This window comes from Methanosarcina sp. A14, assembly GCF_001729375.1.
Taxonomy (GTDB): Archaea; Halobacteriota; Methanosarcinia; order Methanosarcinales; family Methanosarcinaceae; genus Methanosarcina; species Methanosarcina barkeri.
The window spans coordinates 1-20,684 of sequence record NZ_LZPK01000336.1; the positions used below are offsets into that span (position 1 = coordinate 1).

The following is a 20,684-nucleotide window of genomic DNA, read 5'->3' on the forward strand; positions in this document are numbered from 1 at the left end:
TTTCAAGTTCTTCATCGGGTAGGCAGGGACCAACGGTATATCCTCCGGTGTCTGCACTGGTTATACCTAGGGTACTCAGAACCAGAATAAAAAGTAAGCTCTTTTTCAACATAGCAGCGCATAAATTGAGTAATTATGTTTGAAAATTCAGATTGTATAATCTTCTGTTCCAGTTACCCTGTACCCATATACTTCATACTTCCAAGTTCCCGGTTCAATTCCATTTGAATTTTGAATATTCAGGAGAATTCTCCCGTCAATAGCTCCATCAGCGTTATCATAATAAGAACCTAGCACCGAGCCACTAGGAGTATATATTTTAAGCCGAAGAGAGTCTGTCGAATCTCCCCAATTAAGATCTACAGCCAGAAGGGTAAGACCACTACCTACGTATTTTCCATGAAGATTTGTTTCTCCCTGACTGACGGAATCATAAACTGTCATAATACCTATATCTGTGTCAACGATACCAATTTAAGTATCATATGAAGATGCTACGATATAGCTGCTTGAGGTTTTTACGTTTTCCACATTTTCAGCTGCTGTTGCTGTAGTGGCAGATAAAAAAAGCAGGGTTGCCAATAATATAATAAATAATATCTTTCTTGACATTTTCAACTCTCCTGTTAACACTTATTAAAAGAGTTTACTTAAATTTTATGGTAAAATGTCCAATTATTTAGCAAATAACTCTATAAATCTTAAAAAAATTCAAATTTAGATATAATTATGCTTTCAGTTGGATGATTTGGTCACAAATTAATTATAAGAGTAAGTTCCTAGAAAAATATGGACATTTAAAAAGATGTTCAGTGGAGCTCAAATTCTCTCTGGAAGGTTTATTCGAACTCCACATTGCCCGGAGGCATGAGTTAGTGTTAGCTTTGCAATTATTTAAGGCTTGCTTGATCCTGTCTCTGGAGTAAAGAACAGAAGTGATCATATAATGAAGGAAAAGCTTAAGATAAGTGCAATATTTGCAGCAATACTTCTTGTGAGTATTGCTTTTGTTCCAGCTGTAAGTGCACAGACTGACATTTCTCAAAATAAAGAGTATGCTGATGCAGTAGACATTTCGAACAAAAAATCAATTTCTAATGAAGACCTCAAAAAAGTATCAGAAAACGTGAATGTATTGAAAAAAACCGATAACGAAAAGATAGTATCTTTCAAGAAACAAGATGGATCAATTGGATACGCTATTTCATGGAAAGATGAAGAGAATCCTAACAGAGTAAATTTTGCTTTTGTAAATCAGAATGAATTAGTATCCAAAAAGCTCGTATCTGCTTCAAGTCTCAATGATAGTTCGGCAGTTGCAGCAGCAATTTCTGCGGCTAGGACAAGTTTTTGGCATGGAAGTTATATTGAACAGTATGGTGACACCTTAACAGGGGGAGTGCACATCTACTTCAGCGAAAGAGATGCAAATTGGGTTGCAGATGTGGGAACAGGTGCAGCTGGAGCAATAGGTGCTATCATAGGTTCATTTTTTACACCTGCTGCTTCAATAATACTTAGTGCTCTACTCGCTGTAGCAGTGCAAACTGTTTATTGGCAGGAACAGAATTCCGATGGCAGCTTAGATGTAAGAATACCTTACGCAAATATAGCCTCAATGCTATTAACAGGTACGATTTATGTGAAAATTGGTAGTCATTGGTATTGGATTTAATTGAGTGTTGGCTGATTAAAAATCAGCCATTTTTTAATTAGGTGATAACATGGAAAGACAACGTATATTAGGGATTTTAATTTCAATTTTTATGGTTATTGGCATGATCGTACTTAGTGAAGTTGTGGCTAAAAATGTAATAAATGACTATATGTCAATCAAAATCTCACTTATGGTATCTTTTCTTATTGGGGTTCTTTTCTACTGGGCTGTTGTTAAATTGGGAATTAATTAGAGAGGACTTGCTAAATCTCTGTTTTTTACCGGTTGCCATAATAAGCCAATATGGAATCCGTAAAGATTTTGTAACTTATTAACCTGAATTTGACAATATCTACTTAAAATAAGCGCAATATTTGCGGCAATACTTCTTGTGAGTATTACTTTTGTTCCGGCTGTAAACATCTCTTTTGAAAAAACAAATGAACAAAAGATGCCAGAAAAAGTGATTTGATGGAAACTTGCTGATTAGATTAGTTTACCGACTGTTTTGGAAAATCATATAATTAGGACAATTTAAAGCTAGAATGAGAATAAAGTTAATAGCCAAAAAAAGGTAAGGTGAAAAGTACTTTTATTTCTTTGCGCCTTTCAGTCAATGAATTTAACATTTTCTTTGATGATCCTGAAAACAAAATAATAGACTACCCGATAAAAGAAATTCCGTTTCCTAGTTCTGCGCTGGCAGTTACTATACACGTTATAGCATCTATAGCCCTGCCAAAAAAAAGTACGTGGAAAATTACAGAAGTGCAAAAGTCAAAATAGCAAAAATAGAATGAAAATGAAGCTTTAGGCTTCATCTCTTAAGTTTTCTGTAGTTTATTCTGGTTTTCTTTTAAGCTTTTTCTTAGCAAGTTTTTCAATTATCCCGGTATCGATTTTTCCACCTATACTCAGTTTCTTGTTAGCAACTGCGCTTTCAAGAATATGCTGTCCTACAATAGTACGGACAACAAGAGTGGTGTAGCCGTCAGGGCTTCCAACTGAGCCGGCTGAAATATCAGCTTTGAGAGCGGTAAAGTCCGTACAGACACTGCAGCCTGGGCGAGTAGTATCCTCAAGTTCGGTAAGGGGAATTACATACTGCGTACCGTCATCGAGGGTGATTTCGAGCTTGCCCTTAACGTCAATGCGGCAAACCTTCATGGGTTCGAGAGCGTACTCGCTTTTTAGCTTGCCTGCAATAAGTTTTTCGTAGTCGAAACTTTCCGTGCAGAAAAGTCCCATGACAAAGCGAATGGATTTTTTGTATGGGCCCACAAGTTGATTGTCGGTTTCAAGCATTTTGCGAACTGCTTGAACTACGCAGGGGACTCCAACAACTGCAATGTTCCTGTACTTCCTGTTTACAACCGCTTCCTTAAGGGAATAAACAAGAGGAACCCACCAGTTGTAACGGCTTCCTGCCTGACCGACAAGGGCTTCACTTTTGGTTATTACCATTGAGTGAGGCTTGAGGGTCCAGGGATCTTCCGTAACCGTAACTACAGCATCTACAAGGCCTATATCCAGGGCGTTTGCAAGAATTGCTGTTACTGCTCCTCCACTCTGCTTTTTCGGAATATCAAACTCAGCTCTTCCAGCAGTAATTTCAAGGTAATCTCCAAGAAGGCTTGAAGGCTGTTCTTCGAGTCTCGGACAAACCTCGTAACAGGCTCCGCAGGGAACATCGTCAACAGCAGCTTTACAGTAGTTATTGCTCTTCGGATGTGTGGAATCCCCGCCTATTTCGAAGTATAGAGCATCAGCAGGGCAGACTGCAATGCAGGCCCCGCAGCCTGAGCAAAGGCCTTCGTCCCAGACTTTCGACTTAAGGTCAAGGTAACTTTTGCTAATTGGTTTCTGTTCTGCCATTTCTGATCACTCCCATACATATTTACTTGCGAAAGGACGGCTGCTTGCAGGTCCGATCCTTGTGTAGTTGGTGTCCAGGAAATCTGCGGGATCATATCCGAACTGCTCGCAGAAATTCTTTATAGTCGGGGCAATGCGTTCAAGATCGCTTTCGGTAAACTTGAATTTCTTGGCTCCTACTCCAAGTAAGAAATCGTCAACCTCTCCGCGGATAATAATTTCTCCGCCGTGGATTCCGCTTCCTATACCCCTGTCTGTCATGGCTTTATCCTCGCCGATACCAAGCACGAGCACCAGACCACCTGCCATATACTCACCGAGGAAGGAGTGGGCTGTGCCACCTACAACAAGTATAGGTCTGGCTTCCACATCATACTGTTTCATGTGGATGCCACCACGGTAGCCAATATTATTCTTTATAAAGACTTTTCCTCCTCGCATGCTGTGGGCAACTGCATCTCCTGCACTTCCGTGAATCACAAGCATTCCTTTATCCATTGTATTGCCAGGAGCATGTTCGGCATCTCCATGTACGATACAGGTCGGTCCACTCATGAAAATTCCCAGATCTCCTCCGGGAACCCCATTGACTATGATGCGAACATTACCTCTTAGTCCATCTCCTATAAAGCGCTGTCCAAGCACGTTGTCTAGTATAATTTCCTCTGCTCCGTCCTTAATCGCAGCCCTGATTTTCTGGTTTAAAGGGGTGTAGTGCATACCTTTTGCATCAATTTTTACCGTCTTCATTTCAATCAGGCTCCAGCTGGCAGTACATCCAGGATTTTAAGCATTCCTTCATCCAGCATATATCCACGCAGGCGGTCTCTATTGCCGCGCAGGCTTTCTATACTATTGATCCCTGCAGCTCCCATAAGTTCGCTCAGTTCCATAGTCCAGCCTCTAATAAGGTTTGAAACCTGAACTGCTCCTCTTTCAGGATCAAGCCTGCTCACAAGCTCTGGACGCTGGGTAGCAATACCCCAGGGACAAAGGTTTCTATAACAATTGCCACAGACTCTGCAGCCCAGAGCAACAAGAGCAGCAGTCCCGATATTAACAGCATCTGCTCCGAGAGCAATTGACTTTGCAAGATCTGCACTGCTCCTTATTCCACCACTTGCAATAATTGATATCTCGTTTCTTACGCCCTGTTCCCTGAGTTTCTGATCAACGCTTGCGATTGCAACTTCAATCGGAATTCCAACATTGTCCCTGAACACCTTGGGAGCTGCTCCAGTTCCACCACGGAACCCATCGATTACTACCGCATCTGCAGAAGAGCGGGCAATACCAGCAGCAATTGGAGCCACATTATGAACGGCTGCAATCTTAACGAAGACCGGTTTCTTCCATTCGGTTGCTTCTTTCAAGCTTCTAATAAGCTGAACAAGGTCTTCAATACTGTAAATATCATGGTGAGGAGCTGGGCTAATAGCATCACTGCCAACAGGGATCATACGGGTCCTTGAGACTTCCTCATTTACTTTTTCTCCAGGCAGGTGTCCACCTATACCCGGTTTTGCTCCCTGACCAATCTTGATCTCAATGGCAGCGCCTCTTTCAAGGTAATCGATATTTACACCGAAACGGCCTGAAGCGACCTGGACAATCATGTGGTCCTGGTAAGGGTAGAGGTCTCTGTGCAGCCCTCCCTCTCCTGTTCCCATATAGGTTCCGAGCTCTGTTACGGCTTTTGCCATACTGAGTTGGGCATTGAGGCTAATAGCTCCAAAACTCATATGTCCGATCATAATAGGAGTATTAAGTTTAAGATTTGGAGCAAGCTTTGTTTCGAGCTCTACGTCACCACTTTCGGTCTTTCTGAAGTTGAGTTTGGATGGCTTCTTTCCAATGTAAGTCCTGAGTTCCATTGGTTCTCTCAGGGGATCAATGCTCGGGTTTGTAACCTGGCAGGCATCAAGGAGAAGACGGTCATAGATAACTGGCAAATCTCTAGCGTTTCCCATTCCTGAAAGGATAATCTTTCCACTACGAGCCTGTTTAATGATATCCTCTCTGACTTCTCTTGTCCAGAGCGGATGGCTGCGGTAATCTATAGGTTTCTCTGTAAGCGTGATTGCATCCCTTGGGCACATGGCAACACAGCGAAGGCAGCCTGTACATTTTCTGGATTCGATCAGGATTTTGTCGCCTTCTCTTCTGTACACGCCATATGAACAGTTTTCAATACAGCGCCCGCAGTCCATGCATTGGTCGCGGTCAATACTGACCTTAAATTTTGGGGGCACACTTCCGAGAGTCATTCAATAAACCTCCCTATAATTGGTTCTCCTGCCCTGGGAGTGTATACATTCTTAACTTCAGGGTCAAGTACTCTTATTGCAGCTTCTTCGCTGGATATGTAGAGCCGGTTTCCATTCTCACCAACTACGAGAGGGCGCAATTTAATTCTGTCAGTAAAACCAACAATGCCATCCTCTGTTCCAACTACGATTGCAAAGGGTCCATTCATAAGGGCAGACCCGTATGTAAGGCGAACTGCTTTGTTCAACTCTGCTTCTTTCGCAGGCATCCGGTCAATATCGTCCCAGAAAGGCGGGGCAAGAGCCTTGACAATCATCTCATAAGAAAGCCCATGCTGTCTTCCAAGCAGGTCAAACAGATAAGCTACAACCTCGGTATCAGTAAACAGGGAGCACTTGTATCCATATCCTTCGACATAACGCTGGTTTGTGCCATATGAAGTAATTTCTCCGTTATGTACTACTGACCAGTTAAGAAGGTTGAAAGGATGGGCGCCTCCCCACCAGCCTGGAGAGTTTGTAGGATAACGGTTGTGTCCAAGCCAGATATATCCCTTGTAATCTTGAATTCTGTAAAAGTTTGCCACATCTTCAGGCCAGCCGGAAGCTTTGAAGACTCCCATATTTTTCCCGGAAGAAAAGATTGTAGCTCCTTTTACATTGGAATTTACTTCCATGACTATGTAAGTGACAACATCATTTTCAGAAGCCATTTTCCCTGCCATCAGGTCTTCTGAGGGCTTAAAGAAGTATCTCCATGGGATGTGTACTTTCTTTATGCCCGGCTGCGGGGTGGTCGGGATTTCTTCCTGGTGAACAATTTTTCCCCATTGTTCGAGGAGCTCATCTACCTTCTTTTTTGATTCACCTAGATTGTCAAAGAAAACATGAAGAGCATAGTAGTCTGCATACTCCGGATAAATTCCATATGCAGCATAGCCTGCCCCATCTCCACTACCTCTTTCGTTCATGAGGCTGAGGGCGGCTTTTATGCTCGACCCGTCCATTCTGGACTTTGTTCGGTCTATAAAGCCTATTATTCCACACATTTTGATCACTCTAAAAATGGATAGGAATGAATGTAACGCATATAGGTTAATAATTTTCGGGATTATTTCCGTGGCTCATTTTTGAGAATTAGTTCAAAAAACTTGCCAGCTGAAAAACTGGATTTAAGGGTAACTTTTTATCAATTTTCATAATTTATGGATATTTAACTAAGTTTGTTTCATGCAAATTATTTAATTAATGTGAGTATATAGCAACGCTTCCACATATGGTTCTACTTCATTTCATACATCGAGAGGGTCACCACTAAGGGAAGTAAGTAATTTAGTACCTATTTGACGATATATATATTTTTCTTTTTCCGGTTAAAAGTTCTTGAGGTAATGCTGCAAAGCACAACGGTTTAACCGTTTAATTTTTTCGTTTGGATTTTTATTTAAGAACCCTCTGTATTTTTATCATGGAATATTCCTTTTTAACAGACTCCACACTATCGTCTTTAGGACTTCTGTGCCTTTGCTTGTAGTGCAATTTAAGTTAATTTTTATAAAAAGTTACCTCCTGGGTACGAGGGTTTTTCAGAAGGGAAGCATTTTTATATCAATATTCAGTTCAGGCTTTAGTTTTGAAAAATATTAGGAAATTTCCCCTGCCCTGACCAGTAAAATCAATAAAAAAATATTTTATTAGTTGTGGAGTTATATTATAAAATGAGAACACACTTCCCGGAAGGAGTGTGTCTCTTCAAACAAACTTTTAATTCCGCCACAATTTTGTCGCAGTAAATTTTTTCAGTATCCACATGGGTTTTAGGATTTCTGGTATGCTTACAGCATATGTAAATATTTCTCAAGTTCCCATGGGTGAACATTTGCTTTGTATTCATCCCATTCCATCTCTTTAGCACAGAGGTAATGACTGAAAACATGTTCTCCTAGAACTTCTTTTACGAATTTGCTGCCTTTCATTTCATCAATTGCCCCTTTAAGGTCTGCAGGTAGGGAGCGAATACCTTTTTCCTCTCGTTCTTTTTCCGTAAGATGGAAAATGTTCGTGTTAGTTGGCTCTCCGGGATCAATCTTGTTCTTTATACCATCAAGCCCAGCTCTAAGCATCAGGGCAAAGGCAAGATACGGATTACACGATGGGTCTGGGCATCTTAGTTCAACTCTTGTCCCATTGCCACGGGTTGCGGGAATGCGGATAAGGGAACTTCTGTTCTTTGCAGACCAGGTGAGGTAAACCGGTGCTTCATATCCGGGTACAATTCTCTTATAGGAGTTAACAACCGGATTTGTAACAGCTGCGAATTCCTTGATATGTTTTAACAGACCACCAATATAATACATTGCTTCTTGAGAAAGCTGATCTTCACCCTCTGGATCATAGAATACATTATTGTCTCCCTTGAAGAGAGATTGATTGGTATGCATGCCTGAGCCATTTACTCCAAAGAGAGGTTTTGGCATAAAGGTAGCATAATATCCTTTATGATATGCAATTGATTTTACCACATATTTGAAAGTTATAACATTGTCAGCAGTACTCAGCACATCACCGAATCTAAAGTCAATCTCATGCTGAGAAGGTGCGACTTCGTGATGAGAGGCTTCAATCTGGAAGCCCATACTTTCGAGAGTATAGTCAATATCTCTACGTACATCCTGTGCACGGTCGAGGGGAGAGAAATCGAAGTATCCTCCATGATCCGTAAGTTCTGTGGTCGGATTTCCGTTTGCGTCAAGTTTGAAGAGGAAGAATTCCAGTTCAGGACCTACATTCATCGAGTACCCCATTTTTTTGGCTTCTTCAATTGCGCTCTTAAGAACATATCTGGGGTCTCCTTCAAACGGTTGACCATTAGGAAGATACACATCTCCAAGGATCCTGGCTACTGCGCCAGTTGTAGGTCTCCAGGGAAGGATTCTGAAAGTAGACGGGTCAAGCACAAGTTTCATGTCAGATTCTTCAATCTTTGTAAAGCCCTGGATCGAAGACCCGTCAAACATTACACCGCTTTCGAAGGCTTCTTCTAACTGTTCAACAGGAATTGCCCAGCTTTTGATGATGCCAAGTGTATCCGTAAACTGGGTACGGATAAACTTTACGTCTCTTTCTTTTACAGCCTCTAATACATCTTCTTTGGTCATACACTTCTTTATTTGCACCATTTTGATTTCCCATCCTAACTAGGCATTAGGTATCCTTTTACCTATATGATACTATATATATATTTCCCAATCTTGTAGAAAATATGGAACTGTTTAGATATATGGTAAATTGAATTGTCTTTGAGAATATTTGTGTGAGCATCCCCAGTTCGTTGAATATATTTCGAATCTCATGTATATAAAGCTCATTAAAGCTAATTCTAAAAGGAGTAAATTTCTTAGTGCGAGTTGAGTTTTCTTCCGACGGCATGTGTTTACAAAAATGCTATAAAAAGCAGCAGCAAAAACTTAGGGCTTTTTAATCCTAAGATTAATAACGCTTGGGGTATAGAATAATTTCCGGTATTGGTATGGTTCAAAAAGTTAATTTCTTCAAGCTTCTTGTCTCTGTATTGCTCTGCCAGTTTGCAGGGGCAATGGGTTCGAGATTTACAGTATCGTCTCTTGAAAATTGGTATCTTTTGCTGGAAAAGCCCGCTTTTACCCCGTCATCCCAGGCATTCTTTCCGGCCTGGGTCACACTTTATACACTTATGGGAATCTCATTATATCTTGTCTGGGAAAAAGGATTGCAAGAACAAAAAGTTAAAAAAGGAATGCTTATTTTCGGAGTTCAGTTAGGTCTTAATGTTCTCTGGTCTTTTCTCTTTTTTGAGCTAAAGTCTCCTTACTATGCTTTTGTTGAGATTATTTTGCTCTGGCTTACAATCTTTCTGACAATATTGAAATTCAGAGAAATTTCAAAAATGGCTTCTTATCTACTATTTCCTTATATTCTATGGGTTAGCTTCGCTGCACTGCTTAATTACTATCTATGGGTTCTGAACTCATGACTCAAGATTTGAAACTTATTATTGACTTCCAGAACTATTCAAACTTATTCTCATTAAAAAAAGTATTGTTTAAAACGGGTTTATTTAATTATGACTTACGCAGTTAAACTGAAAAATCAGCAGCATCAGATCGTTAGCTGTCTAAAACATGGCTTTAATCCACAACCTTTGCCGTAATTGATTTTGTTTATCAAGTGCGTAAGTCTTATTAATAATAGTTTATTTAAAATTTGTTACATAAAAATAGTTTATTCAAAACTGGTTGTTTAAAATTAGCCTACTCAAAACTGTTTTTTGTCAATATCGATTTTATTCTCCCTGAACCCATGATTTTATAGTGGAATTCTTGAATGAAATTCTTAATCGCTAAAAAAGCTGTAAAGAAAGTATACCTAGAAATCCAGAGTAAACTTTCATTTTTCAAATATCATTAACATTATCGTATTACAGAGCTCCACAGCCACAGCTTCTTCCCAGAAGGGTCGATATTCGGTGCTTCAAATGATGAATATCGTCTTCGGACATATTCTGAAGCTCTTTTTTATGCTCTTTTTCTATATGATCAAGTATATCGTTTTCAACTTCTTCCAATTCGTTGCCAGCAGCCATAAAGTTACACTTGAACCCCAGATCGCCGCATTTTATTATTTTCATAAAATCTCCTCTATGCAAACAAATCTTAATAGAAACGGTCTTTGTTGAATTAAATAAAAATATAATAAAGATTAATAGGATATAAAATTAAGTTTTTTAGAATTATTTTACAATAATCTATTCTTTCGTTGCCTTACTCAATCGGAACATACCTTGCACACATAAAACCCTCTTTGTAAGGGACTTTGATGGTAAGCATTCCATTATCGTTGACTGCAATTGCTTTTTCGGGATCTACGGGCCCATCCAGAAAAAAAGAACCCAAATACTCTACGGTTTTACTGAACGCTTTTATATAAAAGCTGTTTTCATGCATTAAAATTGTGATATTCTCACTTTTTATATCGGGAAGTTCAACTTCCAAAATAAGATGTAGATGTGTATCATCGTGATACATTGCTAGTATTGGAGTTTTCAATATTCTAGGTATTGAACTTTCCATAGTATTCTCTCCCCCTTAAAGAAGTCTGCCCTCAAATCTCTTCCCTTACTCGATTTTAACGTCCACTGCTTTCTCAAAAGGCTGCTGATAAAGTACCTTTACTTTAAGTACACCGTTTGAATAATTAGCGACCGCTTTTTCCGGGCTTACAGGACAGCAGACTGTGTAACTGTCTGCATACTCAACCCCTTCTTTGGTAGCCTTTACATAAAAGCCGCCTTCGGTAATTTTAAAAGTAATATTTTTCTTTTCGACTCCCGGAAGAACTACTTCTATTTCCAGATTTTCAAATTCATCGTCAGGATATGCACTGATAACAGGTGATAATCGCAAAATATCTACCATTATTTACCCCCAGAATAACATCGTTGATTAACGTATTTATATGTATCATCCCCCATAAATCTGAAAATATGTAAGTTAGAACTATAATTGTTCAGTGTTACTAAACATAAATTCATTGTTATTTTTAATAGAAATTTAACTGCTAGCTTAATTAACTCTTGTTTCGAAGCAGGTTCCATAATATAAAGATATCTTTTATATATTTTTTTCTATTTATATTTATAGTGTAGTAAATTTACAATGTAGTAAAGACAGAACTATTAAATAGAAAACAATAGCGGTAGATTACAAGGAGCACGCTTCAATAACTAAGATTTAACCAAGTAATTTATCAGGCACCTTATAAACTTTTAAATAAAAAACAAGAAGCGTCTCAGAGGTTAGTTTAGAAACTCTATTTCCTATTTATATAAACCATCTGAAACATAACTACTTGTGTAAAACTATCGAGAGATTTATTCAAACTCAATAGTTTCAGTAAACTACTTACTAAATTTATACCCATTTAATAGGGGTCGTACGTTGGGATCTAATATAAAATAACAGGAGCGATCCGATACGGTAGAGGGAAGGGGTTGATTCACGAATGGACAGTAATGTCATAGAAGTAAATAATCTTGAACATTCATACGGCTCTGTAAAAGCTGTTAACAATATCAGTTTTACTGTAAAACAGGGGGAGATTTTCTCATTCCTTGGTCCAAATGGGGCAGGCAAAAGTACCGTGATTAATATTCTTACGACACTCAGGAAACTCCAGAAAGGCGAAGCTAGAGTTAACGGGTATGATGTCGCAAAGGAACCAAACTCCGTAAGAAGGTCAATAGGTATTGTTTTCCAGATGCTTTGCCTCGATCATGAAATGACAGTGTCTGAAAATCTGGAATATCACGGTAGGATCTATTCGATGAAAAAAAAAGAAAGAAATAAACGAATCGAAGAACTTTTAAAGCTGACAGATCTGGAAAGTAAAAAGGACACCCTGGGGAAAGATTTGAGCGGTGGCATGAAGCGAAGGCTTGAGCTTGCAAGAGGGTTGATGACAAAACCTGCGGTCCTTTTCCTTGATGAGCCAACGATAGGTTTCGATATCCAGACGAGAATGAGAATGTGGGAATACCTTAGAGAGATTAAGAGAGAGGGTACTACTATATTCCTGACAACACACTATATGGAAGAAGCCGATCAGTTGAGCGACAGGATAAGCATAATTGACCAGGGGAGAATAATCGTAACCGGAACCTCTGATGAATTAAAGAATAAACTTGGTAAAGACCTTATTTACCTGGAAACAAGCGATAATAAGGCTGCTGCAGAGATCTTAAGGTCACTTGAGTCAGTTAAAAGTATAACAGAAGATACGAAATCTTTGAGAATTATGATCAGGGAGGATGTTACTCATGTGCTTCCTCAAATTATGGAGAAAATTCGGAGAGAGGGGATAGACATTATAATCGTAAATATTAAAAAACCTTCAATGGATGATGTTTTTGTTCATTACACAGGACACGGGTTAAGGGAAGGCAATGAAGACGAAAAACAGCAAGAAGTAGAAACGGTGGGGATTTCTAAATGAGCTTCGAATTTCGTGCCATATACTGGAGGGAGATGCTGAAATACTTCAGATATAAATCAGTACTCATCACTTCAATGATCCAACCTATTATGTGGCTGGCATTTTTTGGGCTTGCCATGTCAGATAGTTTTGACAAACTAACTTCATTTGTTCCAAATGAACCCGGCGTTCCCGTAGTCAAATATATTACCTACATGGGTGCAGGAATAATTGCAATGGATGTGCTGTTCAGCAGTTTGTTTGGAGGCACTACCCTTATGTTTGACAAAAAATTTAGCCTTTTGAGAGAAACTCTTGCAAGTCCAGTTCCCAGATCTCATATTATTCTCGGTGTTGGACTTTCCGGTGTGACTAAAGCCCTCTTTCAAACTTTCATAATAATAGGGTTCGGAAAACTTGTAGGAATGGAGTTCTTTAAGGGATATACACTTATTGAAACTCTTATCGCAATAGTGGGTATTATGTTACTGGTGTCAATATTTACTCTTGGCTTCCTATTTCTGTCAGGTTCAATTGCAATTACCGTTGAAAATCCGGAGGGAATGCAGTCTATCCTCACCCTGGTTAGTATGCCCATTTTCTTCGTAAGTAACGCCCTTTATCCTATTGACGGCTTTCCTACTATCCTCAAGGTTCTATCGATGTTTAACCCGCTGACCCTTCTAGCAGGCGGAATTCGTTATTTTGCTTTGGGGACCGACTTCTCTGTGATGGGAACTCACTACATATATACACCAGTTGATATAGTCGTGTCTTTCCTGGGCCTCATTTTCTTCGCCCTTGTAATGTTATCTGCTGCTATGTGGAGGTTTAATAAAGTAGACATATAATATTTCCAGTTCGCTTATTGTTTTTTAACTTTTTATCTAATGATACAAAGATTTCATTTAAACAGGCACGTTTTATATATTCAAAAACTTGGATTCCTAATCCAAGTTCCTTGTTTAAAATTACATAATCCAAGTTTTTGATTTAAAAGTAAATAATCCAAGTTCCCTATTTAAAAAGTAAATTTTAGACATGTAGTTGTATTTTTTAAACAGTTCTGATTTATAGCCCTCGCGTTTTAATGAGGCTCATCCTTTAGTTACGCTTTAGCAAAATACCATAAAACGCTATATAGTTACGTGAATAACGGTTTTCTATAGAGTGCTTTGAATCTTATTCTTTTTTGGAGAAAATGGTGCAAATACTGGACAGGCCTAGGAACCTCCCTGAATTCAAGACTTTGTTTTTCCAGTTTCATTCTAATAAAGTCGTCAACTACCGATCTCCTGCAACGATAGACTCGACTAGTTTAGGACTTACGTACTTAAAATACAAAATCAAGTACAATAGGCGTTGTAATTAAGTATGAGTTTTAGACGGTTAAAGGTTTAATGCTATAGATTTCTCGTTTTAACCACGTAAGTTATATAGTTATTCATCCCTCCGATTTTTCTATAAATACACGTGACATTAAATTAATCGTATGAATTCATTTTCAAAATTAAATATAGAAACAGTTTGAATGCTGCGAATTTCAGAATACCTACAAAGTCAAATAAATATCTCGTTTATATGCCGTATTTAAAATTTAAAGAAAATAACACTTATAACAGAATCTGCAAAGACTTTTTATCTAATTAACTTTTTAAAACTAGTAAAATTCACTTTTTAATTAAAAACTCAAAATTTTCTTCATTATAAATATTTAAACCTAATTCATATTAAAAAAGTAAAATTAGTTCTCCTTAAAAATTTCAATTTTTCTTTGTTTTTTCTTTGTTCTTTATAACTCCTTAATTGATTTTCAAAATATTTTCTAAGTCTCAGTTCCTCTACCTAAATTACCTCCTTATTGGAATCTCAAGTACAAGAACAGAGCTGAGATGTAAATTACTCGGCTGAACTCTATGGTTGTTTGACTAATCATTGTAGTATATTTTCTAGAAAAAACCCGAACCCAGTCACTTTTTTAAGAAAAAATAATACAGGTTACATGCATGAGCATATAGTATAAACCTGTATTTGATATAGAATGGTAACTGACTAATAAACACTGAGATCTACTTCACCGGGAGAATCTTCCAAAGCCACCAAAGCCACCAAAGCCCTGACCGCTGAGGTACATCATCTTAAACCTTATAATCTCTAGAAAAATGGTGATTTTTGTATAACTCAAATAAAGCATTGACATTGTAAGTCCCTCCACTTCTCTACTTTCAAAACTGTCTCTTTTCAATCCATCTTCCTTCAATAAAAATTGAGCATCTTCTGCCAATTTAACTCGGTTCACAGATACTTTGGATAATATTTGTTTTCGCCAACCTCCTTAGATATCCAGTTTATATCATACTCCCAAGTTATACTCCCAGGAATTTACTTTTGGAACTACAGGTAAGTATAAACAATCTTTAATAGTTCCAGCTAAAAGATTTAGGGATTTAAAGGATATTAAGTTGGATAACTGGATTGTATATGCCTACACTGAGTAATAGTATCAAATTTAGGTCTATTGGAAAGTAACTGTTCCAATAAAGAACTACCAAGGAGCATCAATATCAAAGTATACTTTAAATTTATATATAATGTAAAGAACTAAAACTTCTTACAAATAATAGTCTTTTAGTATTTAGAAACAGAATCTTTTACTGCAATAGTTATACAGGATTTCCAAGCATCTCGTTTCTTTAATTTCCATTTCAATTTTTCGGAGGTGAATACCCTTTAAAGGGAGCCATGATGTTCAAAAAATATTATACATTTCCTATTTTCGGCTTTTTAAAAACAATTTTAAATTATAGACTGTTTCCTATCCCATATTTCAAAAAGTATGTTTGAAACTACAGACACCTTCAAAAGAGTAAATATTAGCAAAATAAAAAAGAAGTAAAAAAGTGGTAATATTACGTTTCTTTTGTAAAGAAGAAGTTACCTGAAAAGCAGGTAACTTCATATGTTATTGTTATCTCTTAATCGTCATTATTGCTTAATCGCAGTAGAAGAATTTGAAGCATTCAGCTACATAGGAATAGCAGACATTTGAATAGAATATGCTGAAGGTCATTTTTAACCCCTCCCATCTTTTTATTAAGTTTGTTCGTTCCCCGTTATACCTGGCTTTCTGCAATTGGGAAATATAAGACCTATGATTATTCCCTGCAGAAACCGTTTAATTTACAGCTTGATTACCAGCAACAGTCTTCGTAAAAGAATTTGAAGCACTCAGCCTGATAGGTACTGCAGACCTTTGAATAGAATATGCTGAAAGTCATAATACGTTTCCTCCAGTCTTTTCCTGATTGTTTATCCCCCGTTATACCCTGGCTCTCTGCTAGTGGGAAATATAAGACTTTATGGTCTTTCCCCGCAGAGACCATTTAATTCTAATTAGCACTCCTACTTAATCGCAGTAGAAGAATTTGAAGCATTCAGCCTGATAGGCTTTGCTGACACAAGAATAAAAAATACTGAAAGTCATGATATCATTTCCTCCAATCTGTTCTTGATTGTTTATCCCCCGTTATACCTCGCCTCCTGCAGCCTGGACATATAATAACCTGGCCATTCCCTGCAGAGAGACATCTTACAATTCTTTTACATACGTTCATTTAAAAGAACGAGAAAAAGAATCCAATGTTGTTTGTGAAGTTAAAACACTGGTTAAGGTTGAATCCAAAGATAAGTTCTGGAAACATGTTTATTCCCTCCGTAGTTTGTATTTTCGAAATCGATACTTGCATACTGTAGATAGCAATTTTATTTGCAACCGCTGTTCAATTTTGATATAATTTTTGTCTATCAAACCTCCAAGTCACATGGCTACTGTCAGCCACTTGATAATATTCATATGGTGGATTTCCTCTTATTTCAGGATCTACCGTTTAAAATATTAGCTAACAGTGACTGTATATAGCTATATATATTAAGTTATATAAGCTCAATAGAAAATCATCTTCTTATAAATAATACTTCTTAAATGTTTAGAGTAAAGGTTTCACATACAGACATATGTTTTTTTAACTTATATTATGTTCAAAAGTTTAAAATTTATTCCCACTTAGATCTAAATATTTAATTGTATTCACAGGTCCAAAGAAAAAATTCTCTAAAATGTCTGGTGCAACCATCTTAATTCTGCCATCGTCTTTTTAGAAAATATGTAATATAAAAACAGTATAAATTTATTAGAACAAATACCGGGATAAGATTATGAATTTTTTGGGAAAAGCCTCTCCTCTCATGAAATAGTTACAGCTATCTGTTCTCACTGCTTTCATTTTAGAGGATTCTGTTTACAGAAATTTTTGGTAAAGACCCGCGTTTTATACTGAAAAAATTCGTTAAAAAGTCCAAAACAGCATATAGAGCTTCAATTTTGAAAATATAGTTCGTACTTCTTGCTTTCAAAGCTAGAAACCAGTAGCCACGTGCCTTTGAATAGTCACTTTAGTCGTAAATTAAGAAAGCATAAGTTAAAATGGACTGTCTTACATAATGAGTAAAAACGTTGAAATTATTCAATATAATCCATTCATCACATTTCAGTAACTTTGGGGAAGGGGGATATGAATATTATCAAAAATAGTTTACCTGAGGGTGGATTCTCTATTGTCGAGGTTTCCAATGTAAGGAAAAGCTACGTACTTAGGAGTCTGGAAATTTCCGTGCTCTCAGACATCAATCTCAAAACTGAGAGAGGAAAACTTCTGGCTATAATGAGCCCACCAGGCTCAGGAAAAAGTACTCTTGTGAACCTTATAGATTGCCTTGACAGGCCTGCTGAAGGTCAAGCTCTTGTCAGGAAGCGTGACCTCAATAGAATGCCGAATCAAGAGCTTACCCGCCTTAGGGGGCTTGAAATTGATTTTGTGTTTCAGAGTTTTAATCTTGTTCCGCGCCTGACTGCCCTTGAGAATGTTTTGCTCCCAACTTTTGCTAATTCGAGAATCAATATTGATTCAACAAAGCATGCAACGGAACTTCTCAAAGTTATGGGAATTCATAACCACATGCATCACAGACCAGGAGAACTTTCAGGAAGGCAGTTCCAGAGGTTTTCAATCGTACCGCATATCAATGATCCTGTAATCCTTCTTGCGGACGAGCCGACTGGAAACCTTGACTCCAGAATAGGAGCCTAAATCCTTTGTATATTATGGATTTGGATAACGAAGGGAGAACAGTAGTAATCGTCGCACACGACCCTGAAATTGCAAAATATGCTAACAGAGTTATCCCAGTAAAAGATGAAATAATTCAATACAATTGAAGGTGCAAGTATATGGAAATGATAAAGAAGATTACTGTAGCAACTCTTTTTTCCTTGCTTTTGATTTTCTTGCTTTTTGCAGTTCCTGCCTCTGCAGCTGTTGGGGGAGCCAATCTGAAAGTTACAATAGTCGAAACAAATCCCTATCCTGCAAAAATAGGAGAATACCTGACTTTAACCGTTCAGGTAGAAAACATTGGAGGGGATAAAGCTGACAATGTTGACATCGAGGTTGTACCTCAATATCCTTTCTCTCTTGATTCAGAGACAAATGCCTTACAGAATGTTGGAGCCCTCAATCCTGGAAGGACTGCTACAAAGGAATTTTACCTTTTTGTAGACAAAAATGCGCAGAAAGGAATCCGCTCCATTGACATCAGAACAAAAACAGGTAAAAACAGCCCCTGGAGTGAGAAAAGTTTTGACATACGAATAGGCACTGAAACATTTAAGAGCAAAGGTACAGTTGAACTTAAGGAAGTTGCTTCGGAACCAGAAGTTTTCATGCCCGGAGACAGGGGTACTGTCACTGTAACTCTTATAAACACTGCAAGCAATCCTACTGTCACCATTGATGGAAGTGACTTCGATACCAATGCCAGAATTCAGGCTGCAGTTTTAAAACCTTTATCTGATGGGATAATCGTCCTTGACGCTCCTTATGAAGATATGGGCATTTTAGGGCCTGGAGATAGCATCAAACTGACTTTCAATGTTAAAGTTGCAGAAGACGCTCCAGAAGGAACTCACAACTTTGAACTTGCAATAGAGGGGAACTCCTTCGATTATAACAGCAGAAAGAATATTCCTCTCAAGGTAGATTCTTCTAACATAAGAGTGATTCCTTCAAAAGAACTTCAACTGACAAATGGTGAATCTACAATTGAGTTCGATGTAGCGAACACTCATCCTAATGAGTTTAGCTCGGTTAGTATAAAACCTGAAGCTGAAGGAGTCACATTTTACCCTGCTGAGTATTTCATAGGACCAATGAATCAGGACGAACTTTTTACGATTGAATTTAATGCCGTTGCAGACAATTCATGGGGCACCAGTAAGGAAGGAGAGATAAACATGAGCCTCACTGCTAACTACAACAACGGAATCAACAGACATGCAAACACTGTAGGAGACCTGAAATTTATAAACATTTCAGAGTCCCCTGAGTCTAATTCAACAGCCGTACTGGCAGGTGGACTTATTATAATCTCTGTTCCTGCAGCTCTCTTGTTCTACAGAAGAAGGAAACAATAATTAAAGAAATATTAAAGAAAGGTTAGCTGACATCATATTTGTGGGGGAAAATATGATAAAATTTTCACAGGCAGCTCGTATAGCAGCTGGAAGTATAGGTAGTGCTAAACTAAGGTCTGCACTTACAACACTGGGAATAGTAATTGGCATAGCTGCAGTAGTTGTTAACGCATCTCTTGGTGCCAGTTTTAACCAGTTTTTTACTGATGAGATCTCTTCTGTAGGCTCTAATTTTATTATCGCAGCTAGCGAACAGCCAAATCTCTTCTTTGATAACGAGTACAATCTAATGAAGAATACTCCGGGAATTTCCGGCGTATCTCCAAGAAAATCGATGAGCGGGGATCTCACATATCTTTCTGAAACTAAAAATGTAAATATTGCAGGAATTAACAAAGATTTTCAGGAAATCCAGGGACTGCAAATGGAAGAGGGTACTTTCCTGACGGACAAAGATAGCGCTGTGGCTGTTCTTGGATATGATATTGCAAATGACAAGTTCAGCAAAAATATTTCCCACAGGAGCACTGTAGAGATCGCTTTTCGACAGGAAAACGGTACCGTTGTAAAGAAAAGTTTTAAGGTAAAAGGAATATTGAAAAATTCCGAGCCAACTGTTGTGGGTGAGGATAGTGACTACGATTTAACAGTTTTTATTCCCGTTTCTACAATGAATGAGATGATCGGGGAAAAAGACTATGGAGCCTTCCTTGCGATGGCAGACAGTCCTGAGAAAATTCGTGATATTTCAGATGACGTGGATAGCAGATTCGCGAGGAACTTTGGAGTCCCGGAAAGAGATATTGATAATGAGGATTTAAAACCCTATTACGTCTTTAATCAGGAGGAAGTTCTTGAGCAAACTGGAAAAATAGGAGATGCTTTGAGTTCTTTCCTTCTCATTCTTGCCCTAATATCTCTTTTTGTGGGCTCGATAGGAATTATGAATATTATGCTTGTGACCGTAACTGAAAGAACCAGAGAAATAGGGATAATGAAATCTGTAGGTTACAGCAATTCCAATATTCTATCTCTGTTCTTGCTGGAATCTGTAATGGTCAGTTCCTTTGGGGGGATCGTAGGTACTGTAATAGGTGGTCTGGGAGCTTACGCTCTTGAAATTGCCCTTAAACTTCCTCCTGTTTTCCCCTTAACATTGATTGAAATAGGGATTGCAGTTTCGGTTCTTGTCGGGATAACTGCTGGTCTTTATCCTGCAAGAAAAGCTGCACGCATGAATCCTGTGGATGCCTTAAGGTATGAATAAGAATATGTCCCTTGAATAGGGCTACTCTATCTGGAGAATAGCCCTTTTCTGTTTCAATCCGTTCCTCTTGACCAGCTCGAT

18 protein-coding genes are annotated in these 20,684 nt (G+C 38.2%); 7 read left to right on the plus strand and 11 right to left on the minus strand.

Going from position 1 to position 20,684, the window contains the following annotated elements:
- Positions 1 to 147: 147 nt before the first annotated feature.
- A complete protein-coding gene (locus A9239_RS18525) occupies positions 148 to 444 on the minus strand; it encodes a hypothetical protein (RefSeq protein WP_052712939.1) in 297 nt (98 codons plus the stop codon).
- 30 nt (positions 445 to 474) lie between these two features.
- Complete coding sequence (locus tag A9239_RS19690) at positions 475 to 612, minus strand: hypothetical protein (RefSeq protein ID WP_155396536.1); 138 nt, start codon at positions 610 to 612, stop codon at positions 475 to 477.
- Between the two features lie 334 nt (positions 613 to 946).
- On the opposite strand from A9239_RS19690, the gene A9239_RS14300 reads away from it, so the two are divergent.
- The gene (locus A9239_RS14300) at positions 947 to 1,675 is read left to right on the plus strand and encodes a hypothetical protein (RefSeq protein WP_048122173.1); all 729 of its coding nucleotides are present in this window, start codon (positions 947 to 949) and stop codon (positions 1,673 to 1,675) included.
- 822 nt (positions 1,676 to 2,497) lie between these two features.
- Here the strand turns inward: A9239_RS14300 and A9239_RS14315 are convergent.
- The 5 genes from A9239_RS14315 to glnA form a co-directional block, all read right to left on the minus strand.
- Positions 2,498 to 3,532 carry a Coenzyme F420 hydrogenase/dehydrogenase, beta subunit C-terminal domain gene (locus A9239_RS14315; RefSeq protein ID WP_048156408.1) on the minus strand — a complete coding sequence of 345 codons (1,035 nt, stop codon included), beginning with the start codon at positions 3,530 to 3,532 and terminating at the stop codon, positions 2,498 to 2,500.
- Positions 3,533 to 3,538: 6 nt separating this feature from the next.
- A complete protein-coding gene (locus tag A9239_RS14320; RefSeq protein WP_048122181.1) occupies positions 3,539 to 4,282 on the minus strand; it encodes a hypothetical protein in 744 nt (247 codons plus the stop codon).
- Between the two features lie 5 nt (positions 4,283 to 4,287).
- Positions 4,288 to 5,799, minus strand: a complete 1,512-nt coding sequence (locus A9239_RS14325) for a glutamate synthase-related protein (protein ID WP_048122182.1) — start codon at positions 5,797 to 5,799, stop codon at positions 4,288 to 4,290.
- Positions 5,796 to 6,848: a glutamine amidotransferase family protein gene (locus A9239_RS14330; RefSeq protein WP_048156411.1), complete on the minus strand. Its 1,053-nt coding sequence runs from the start codon at positions 6,846 to 6,848 to the stop codon at positions 5,796 to 5,798. The genes A9239_RS14325 and A9239_RS14330 overlap by 4 nt, the downstream gene beginning before the upstream one ends.
- Positions 6,849 to 7,634: 786 nt before the next feature.
- The gene (gene glnA, locus A9239_RS14335; protein WP_048156413.1) at positions 7,635 to 8,978 is read right to left on the minus strand and encodes a type I glutamate--ammonia ligase; all 1,344 of its coding nucleotides are present in this window, start codon (positions 8,976 to 8,978) and stop codon (positions 7,635 to 7,637) included.
- A gap of 350 nt (positions 8,979 to 9,328) precedes the next feature.
- Between glnA and A9239_RS14340 the strand changes: the two genes are divergently transcribed.
- Complete coding sequence (locus A9239_RS14340; RefSeq protein WP_048156417.1) at positions 9,329 to 9,811, plus strand: TspO/MBR family protein; 483 nt, start codon at positions 9,329 to 9,331, stop codon at positions 9,809 to 9,811.
- Between the two features lie 444 nt (positions 9,812 to 10,255).
- Here A9239_RS14340 and A9239_RS14345 read toward each other — a convergent pair whose 3' ends face one another.
- The 3 genes from A9239_RS14345 to A9239_RS14355 form a co-directional block, all read right to left on the minus strand.
- Complete coding sequence (locus A9239_RS14345; RefSeq protein WP_048156420.1) at positions 10,256 to 10,465, minus strand: DUF1059 domain-containing protein; 210 nt, start codon at positions 10,463 to 10,465, stop codon at positions 10,256 to 10,258.
- 133 nt (positions 10,466 to 10,598) lie between these two features.
- Positions 10,599 to 10,907, minus strand: coding sequence for an Hsp20/alpha crystallin family protein (locus A9239_RS14350; RefSeq protein WP_048156423.1), 309 nt, complete (start codon positions 10,905 to 10,907; stop codon positions 10,599 to 10,601).
- A 45-nt stretch (positions 10,908 to 10,952) separates the two neighbouring features.
- The gene (locus A9239_RS14355; RefSeq protein ID WP_048156425.1) at positions 10,953 to 11,252 is read right to left on the minus strand and encodes an Hsp20/alpha crystallin family protein; all 300 of its coding nucleotides are present in this window, start codon (positions 11,250 to 11,252) and stop codon (positions 10,953 to 10,955) included.
- 586 nt (positions 11,253 to 11,838) lie between these two features.
- Between A9239_RS14355 and A9239_RS14360 the strand changes: the two genes are divergently transcribed.
- Complete coding sequence (locus A9239_RS14360) at positions 11,839 to 12,828, plus strand: ATP-binding cassette domain-containing protein (RefSeq protein WP_048156427.1); 990 nt, start codon at positions 11,839 to 11,841, stop codon at positions 12,826 to 12,828.
- Positions 12,825 to 13,658 carry an ABC transporter permease gene (locus tag A9239_RS14365; RefSeq protein WP_048156429.1) on the plus strand — a complete coding sequence of 278 codons (834 nt, stop codon included), beginning with the start codon at positions 12,825 to 12,827 and terminating at the stop codon, positions 13,656 to 13,658. Before A9239_RS14360 ends, A9239_RS14365 begins: the two co-directional genes overlap by 4 nt.
- Before the next feature lie 1,223 nt (positions 13,659 to 14,881).
- On the opposite strand, the gene A9239_RS14370 is transcribed toward A9239_RS14365, so the two are convergent.
- On the minus strand, positions 14,882 to 15,091 hold the full coding sequence (locus A9239_RS14370) for a hypothetical protein (protein ID WP_141706477.1): 210 nt from the start codon (positions 15,089 to 15,091) through the stop codon (positions 14,882 to 14,884).
- A gap of 2,287 nt (positions 15,092 to 17,378) precedes the next feature.
- Here A9239_RS14370 and A9239_RS14380 point away from each other — a divergent pair.
- The 3 genes from A9239_RS14380 to A9239_RS14390 all read left to right on the plus strand — a co-directional run bounded on the left by A9239_RS14380 (position 17,379) and on the right by A9239_RS14390 (position 20,603).
- The gene (locus A9239_RS14380; protein WP_329957091.1) at positions 17,379 to 17,954 is read left to right on the plus strand and encodes an ABC transporter ATP-binding protein; all 576 of its coding nucleotides are present in this window, start codon (positions 17,379 to 17,381) and stop codon (positions 17,952 to 17,954) included.
- Positions 17,955 to 18,094: 140 nt separating this feature from the next.
- A complete protein-coding gene (locus A9239_RS14385; RefSeq protein WP_048156435.1) occupies positions 18,095 to 19,336 on the plus strand; it encodes a COG1361 S-layer family protein in 1,242 nt (413 codons plus the stop codon).
- A 52-nt stretch (positions 19,337 to 19,388) separates the two neighbouring features.
- On the plus strand, positions 19,389 to 20,603 hold the full coding sequence (locus A9239_RS14390; protein WP_048156438.1) for an ABC transporter permease: 1,215 nt from the start codon (positions 19,389 to 19,391) through the stop codon (positions 20,601 to 20,603).
- Positions 20,604 to 20,684: the final 81 nt, after the last annotated feature.

Coding starts and splice junctions, on each gene's coding strand:
- A9239_RS14390 (WP_048156438.1), top strand. CDS start 19,389: ATGATAAAATTTTCACAGGCAGCTCGTATAGCAGCTGGAAGTATAGGT.
- A9239_RS14360 (WP_048156427.1), top strand. CDS start 11,839: ATGGACAGTAATGTCATAGAAGTAAATAATCTTGAACATTCATACGGC.
- A9239_RS14330 (WP_048156411.1), bottom strand. CDS start 6,848: ATGTGTGGAATAATAGGCTTTATAGACCGAACAAAGTCCAGAATGGAC.
- glnA (WP_048156413.1), bottom strand. CDS start 8,978: ATGGTGCAAATAAAGAAGTGTATGACCAAAGAAGATGTATTAGAGGCT.
- A9239_RS14350 (WP_048156423.1), bottom strand. CDS start 10,907: ATGGAAAGTTCAATACCTAGAATATTGAAAACTCCAATACTAGCAATG.
- A9239_RS14315 (WP_048156408.1), bottom strand. CDS start 3,532: ATGGCAGAACAGAAACCAATTAGCAAAAGTTACCTTGACCTTAAGTCG.
- A9239_RS19690 (WP_155396536.1), bottom strand. CDS start 612: ATGTCAAGAAAGATATTATTTATTATATTATTGGCAACCCTGCTTTTT.
- A9239_RS14345 (WP_048156420.1), bottom strand. CDS start 10,465: ATGAAAATAATAAAATGCGGCGATCTGGGGTTCAAGTGTAACTTTATG.
- A9239_RS14365 (WP_048156429.1), top strand. CDS start 12,825: ATGAGCTTCGAATTTCGTGCCATATACTGGAGGGAGATGCTGAAATAC.
- A9239_RS18525 (WP_052712939.1), bottom strand. CDS start 444: ATGACAGTTTATGATTCCGTCAGTCAGGGAGAAACAAATCTTCATGGA.
- A9239_RS14320 (WP_048122181.1), bottom strand. CDS start 4,282: ATGAAGACGGTAAAAATTGATGCAAAAGGTATGCACTACACCCCTTTA.
- A9239_RS14325 (WP_048122182.1), bottom strand. CDS start 5,799: ATGACTCTCGGAAGTGTGCCCCCAAAATTTAAGGTCAGTATTGACCGC.
- A9239_RS14340 (WP_048156417.1), top strand. CDS start 9,329: ATGGTTCAAAAAGTTAATTTCTTCAAGCTTCTTGTCTCTGTATTGCTC.
- A9239_RS14380 (WP_329957091.1), top strand. CDS start 17,379: ATGAATATTATCAAAAATAGTTTACCTGAGGGTGGATTCTCTATTGTC.
- A9239_RS14300 (WP_048122173.1), top strand. CDS start 947: ATGAAGGAAAAGCTTAAGATAAGTGCAATATTTGCAGCAATACTTCTT.
- A9239_RS14355 (WP_048156425.1), bottom strand. CDS start 11,252: ATGGTAGATATTTTGCGATTATCACCTGTTATCAGTGCATATCCTGAC.
- A9239_RS14385 (WP_048156435.1), top strand. CDS start 18,095: ATGGAAATGATAAAGAAGATTACTGTAGCAACTCTTTTTTCCTTGCTT.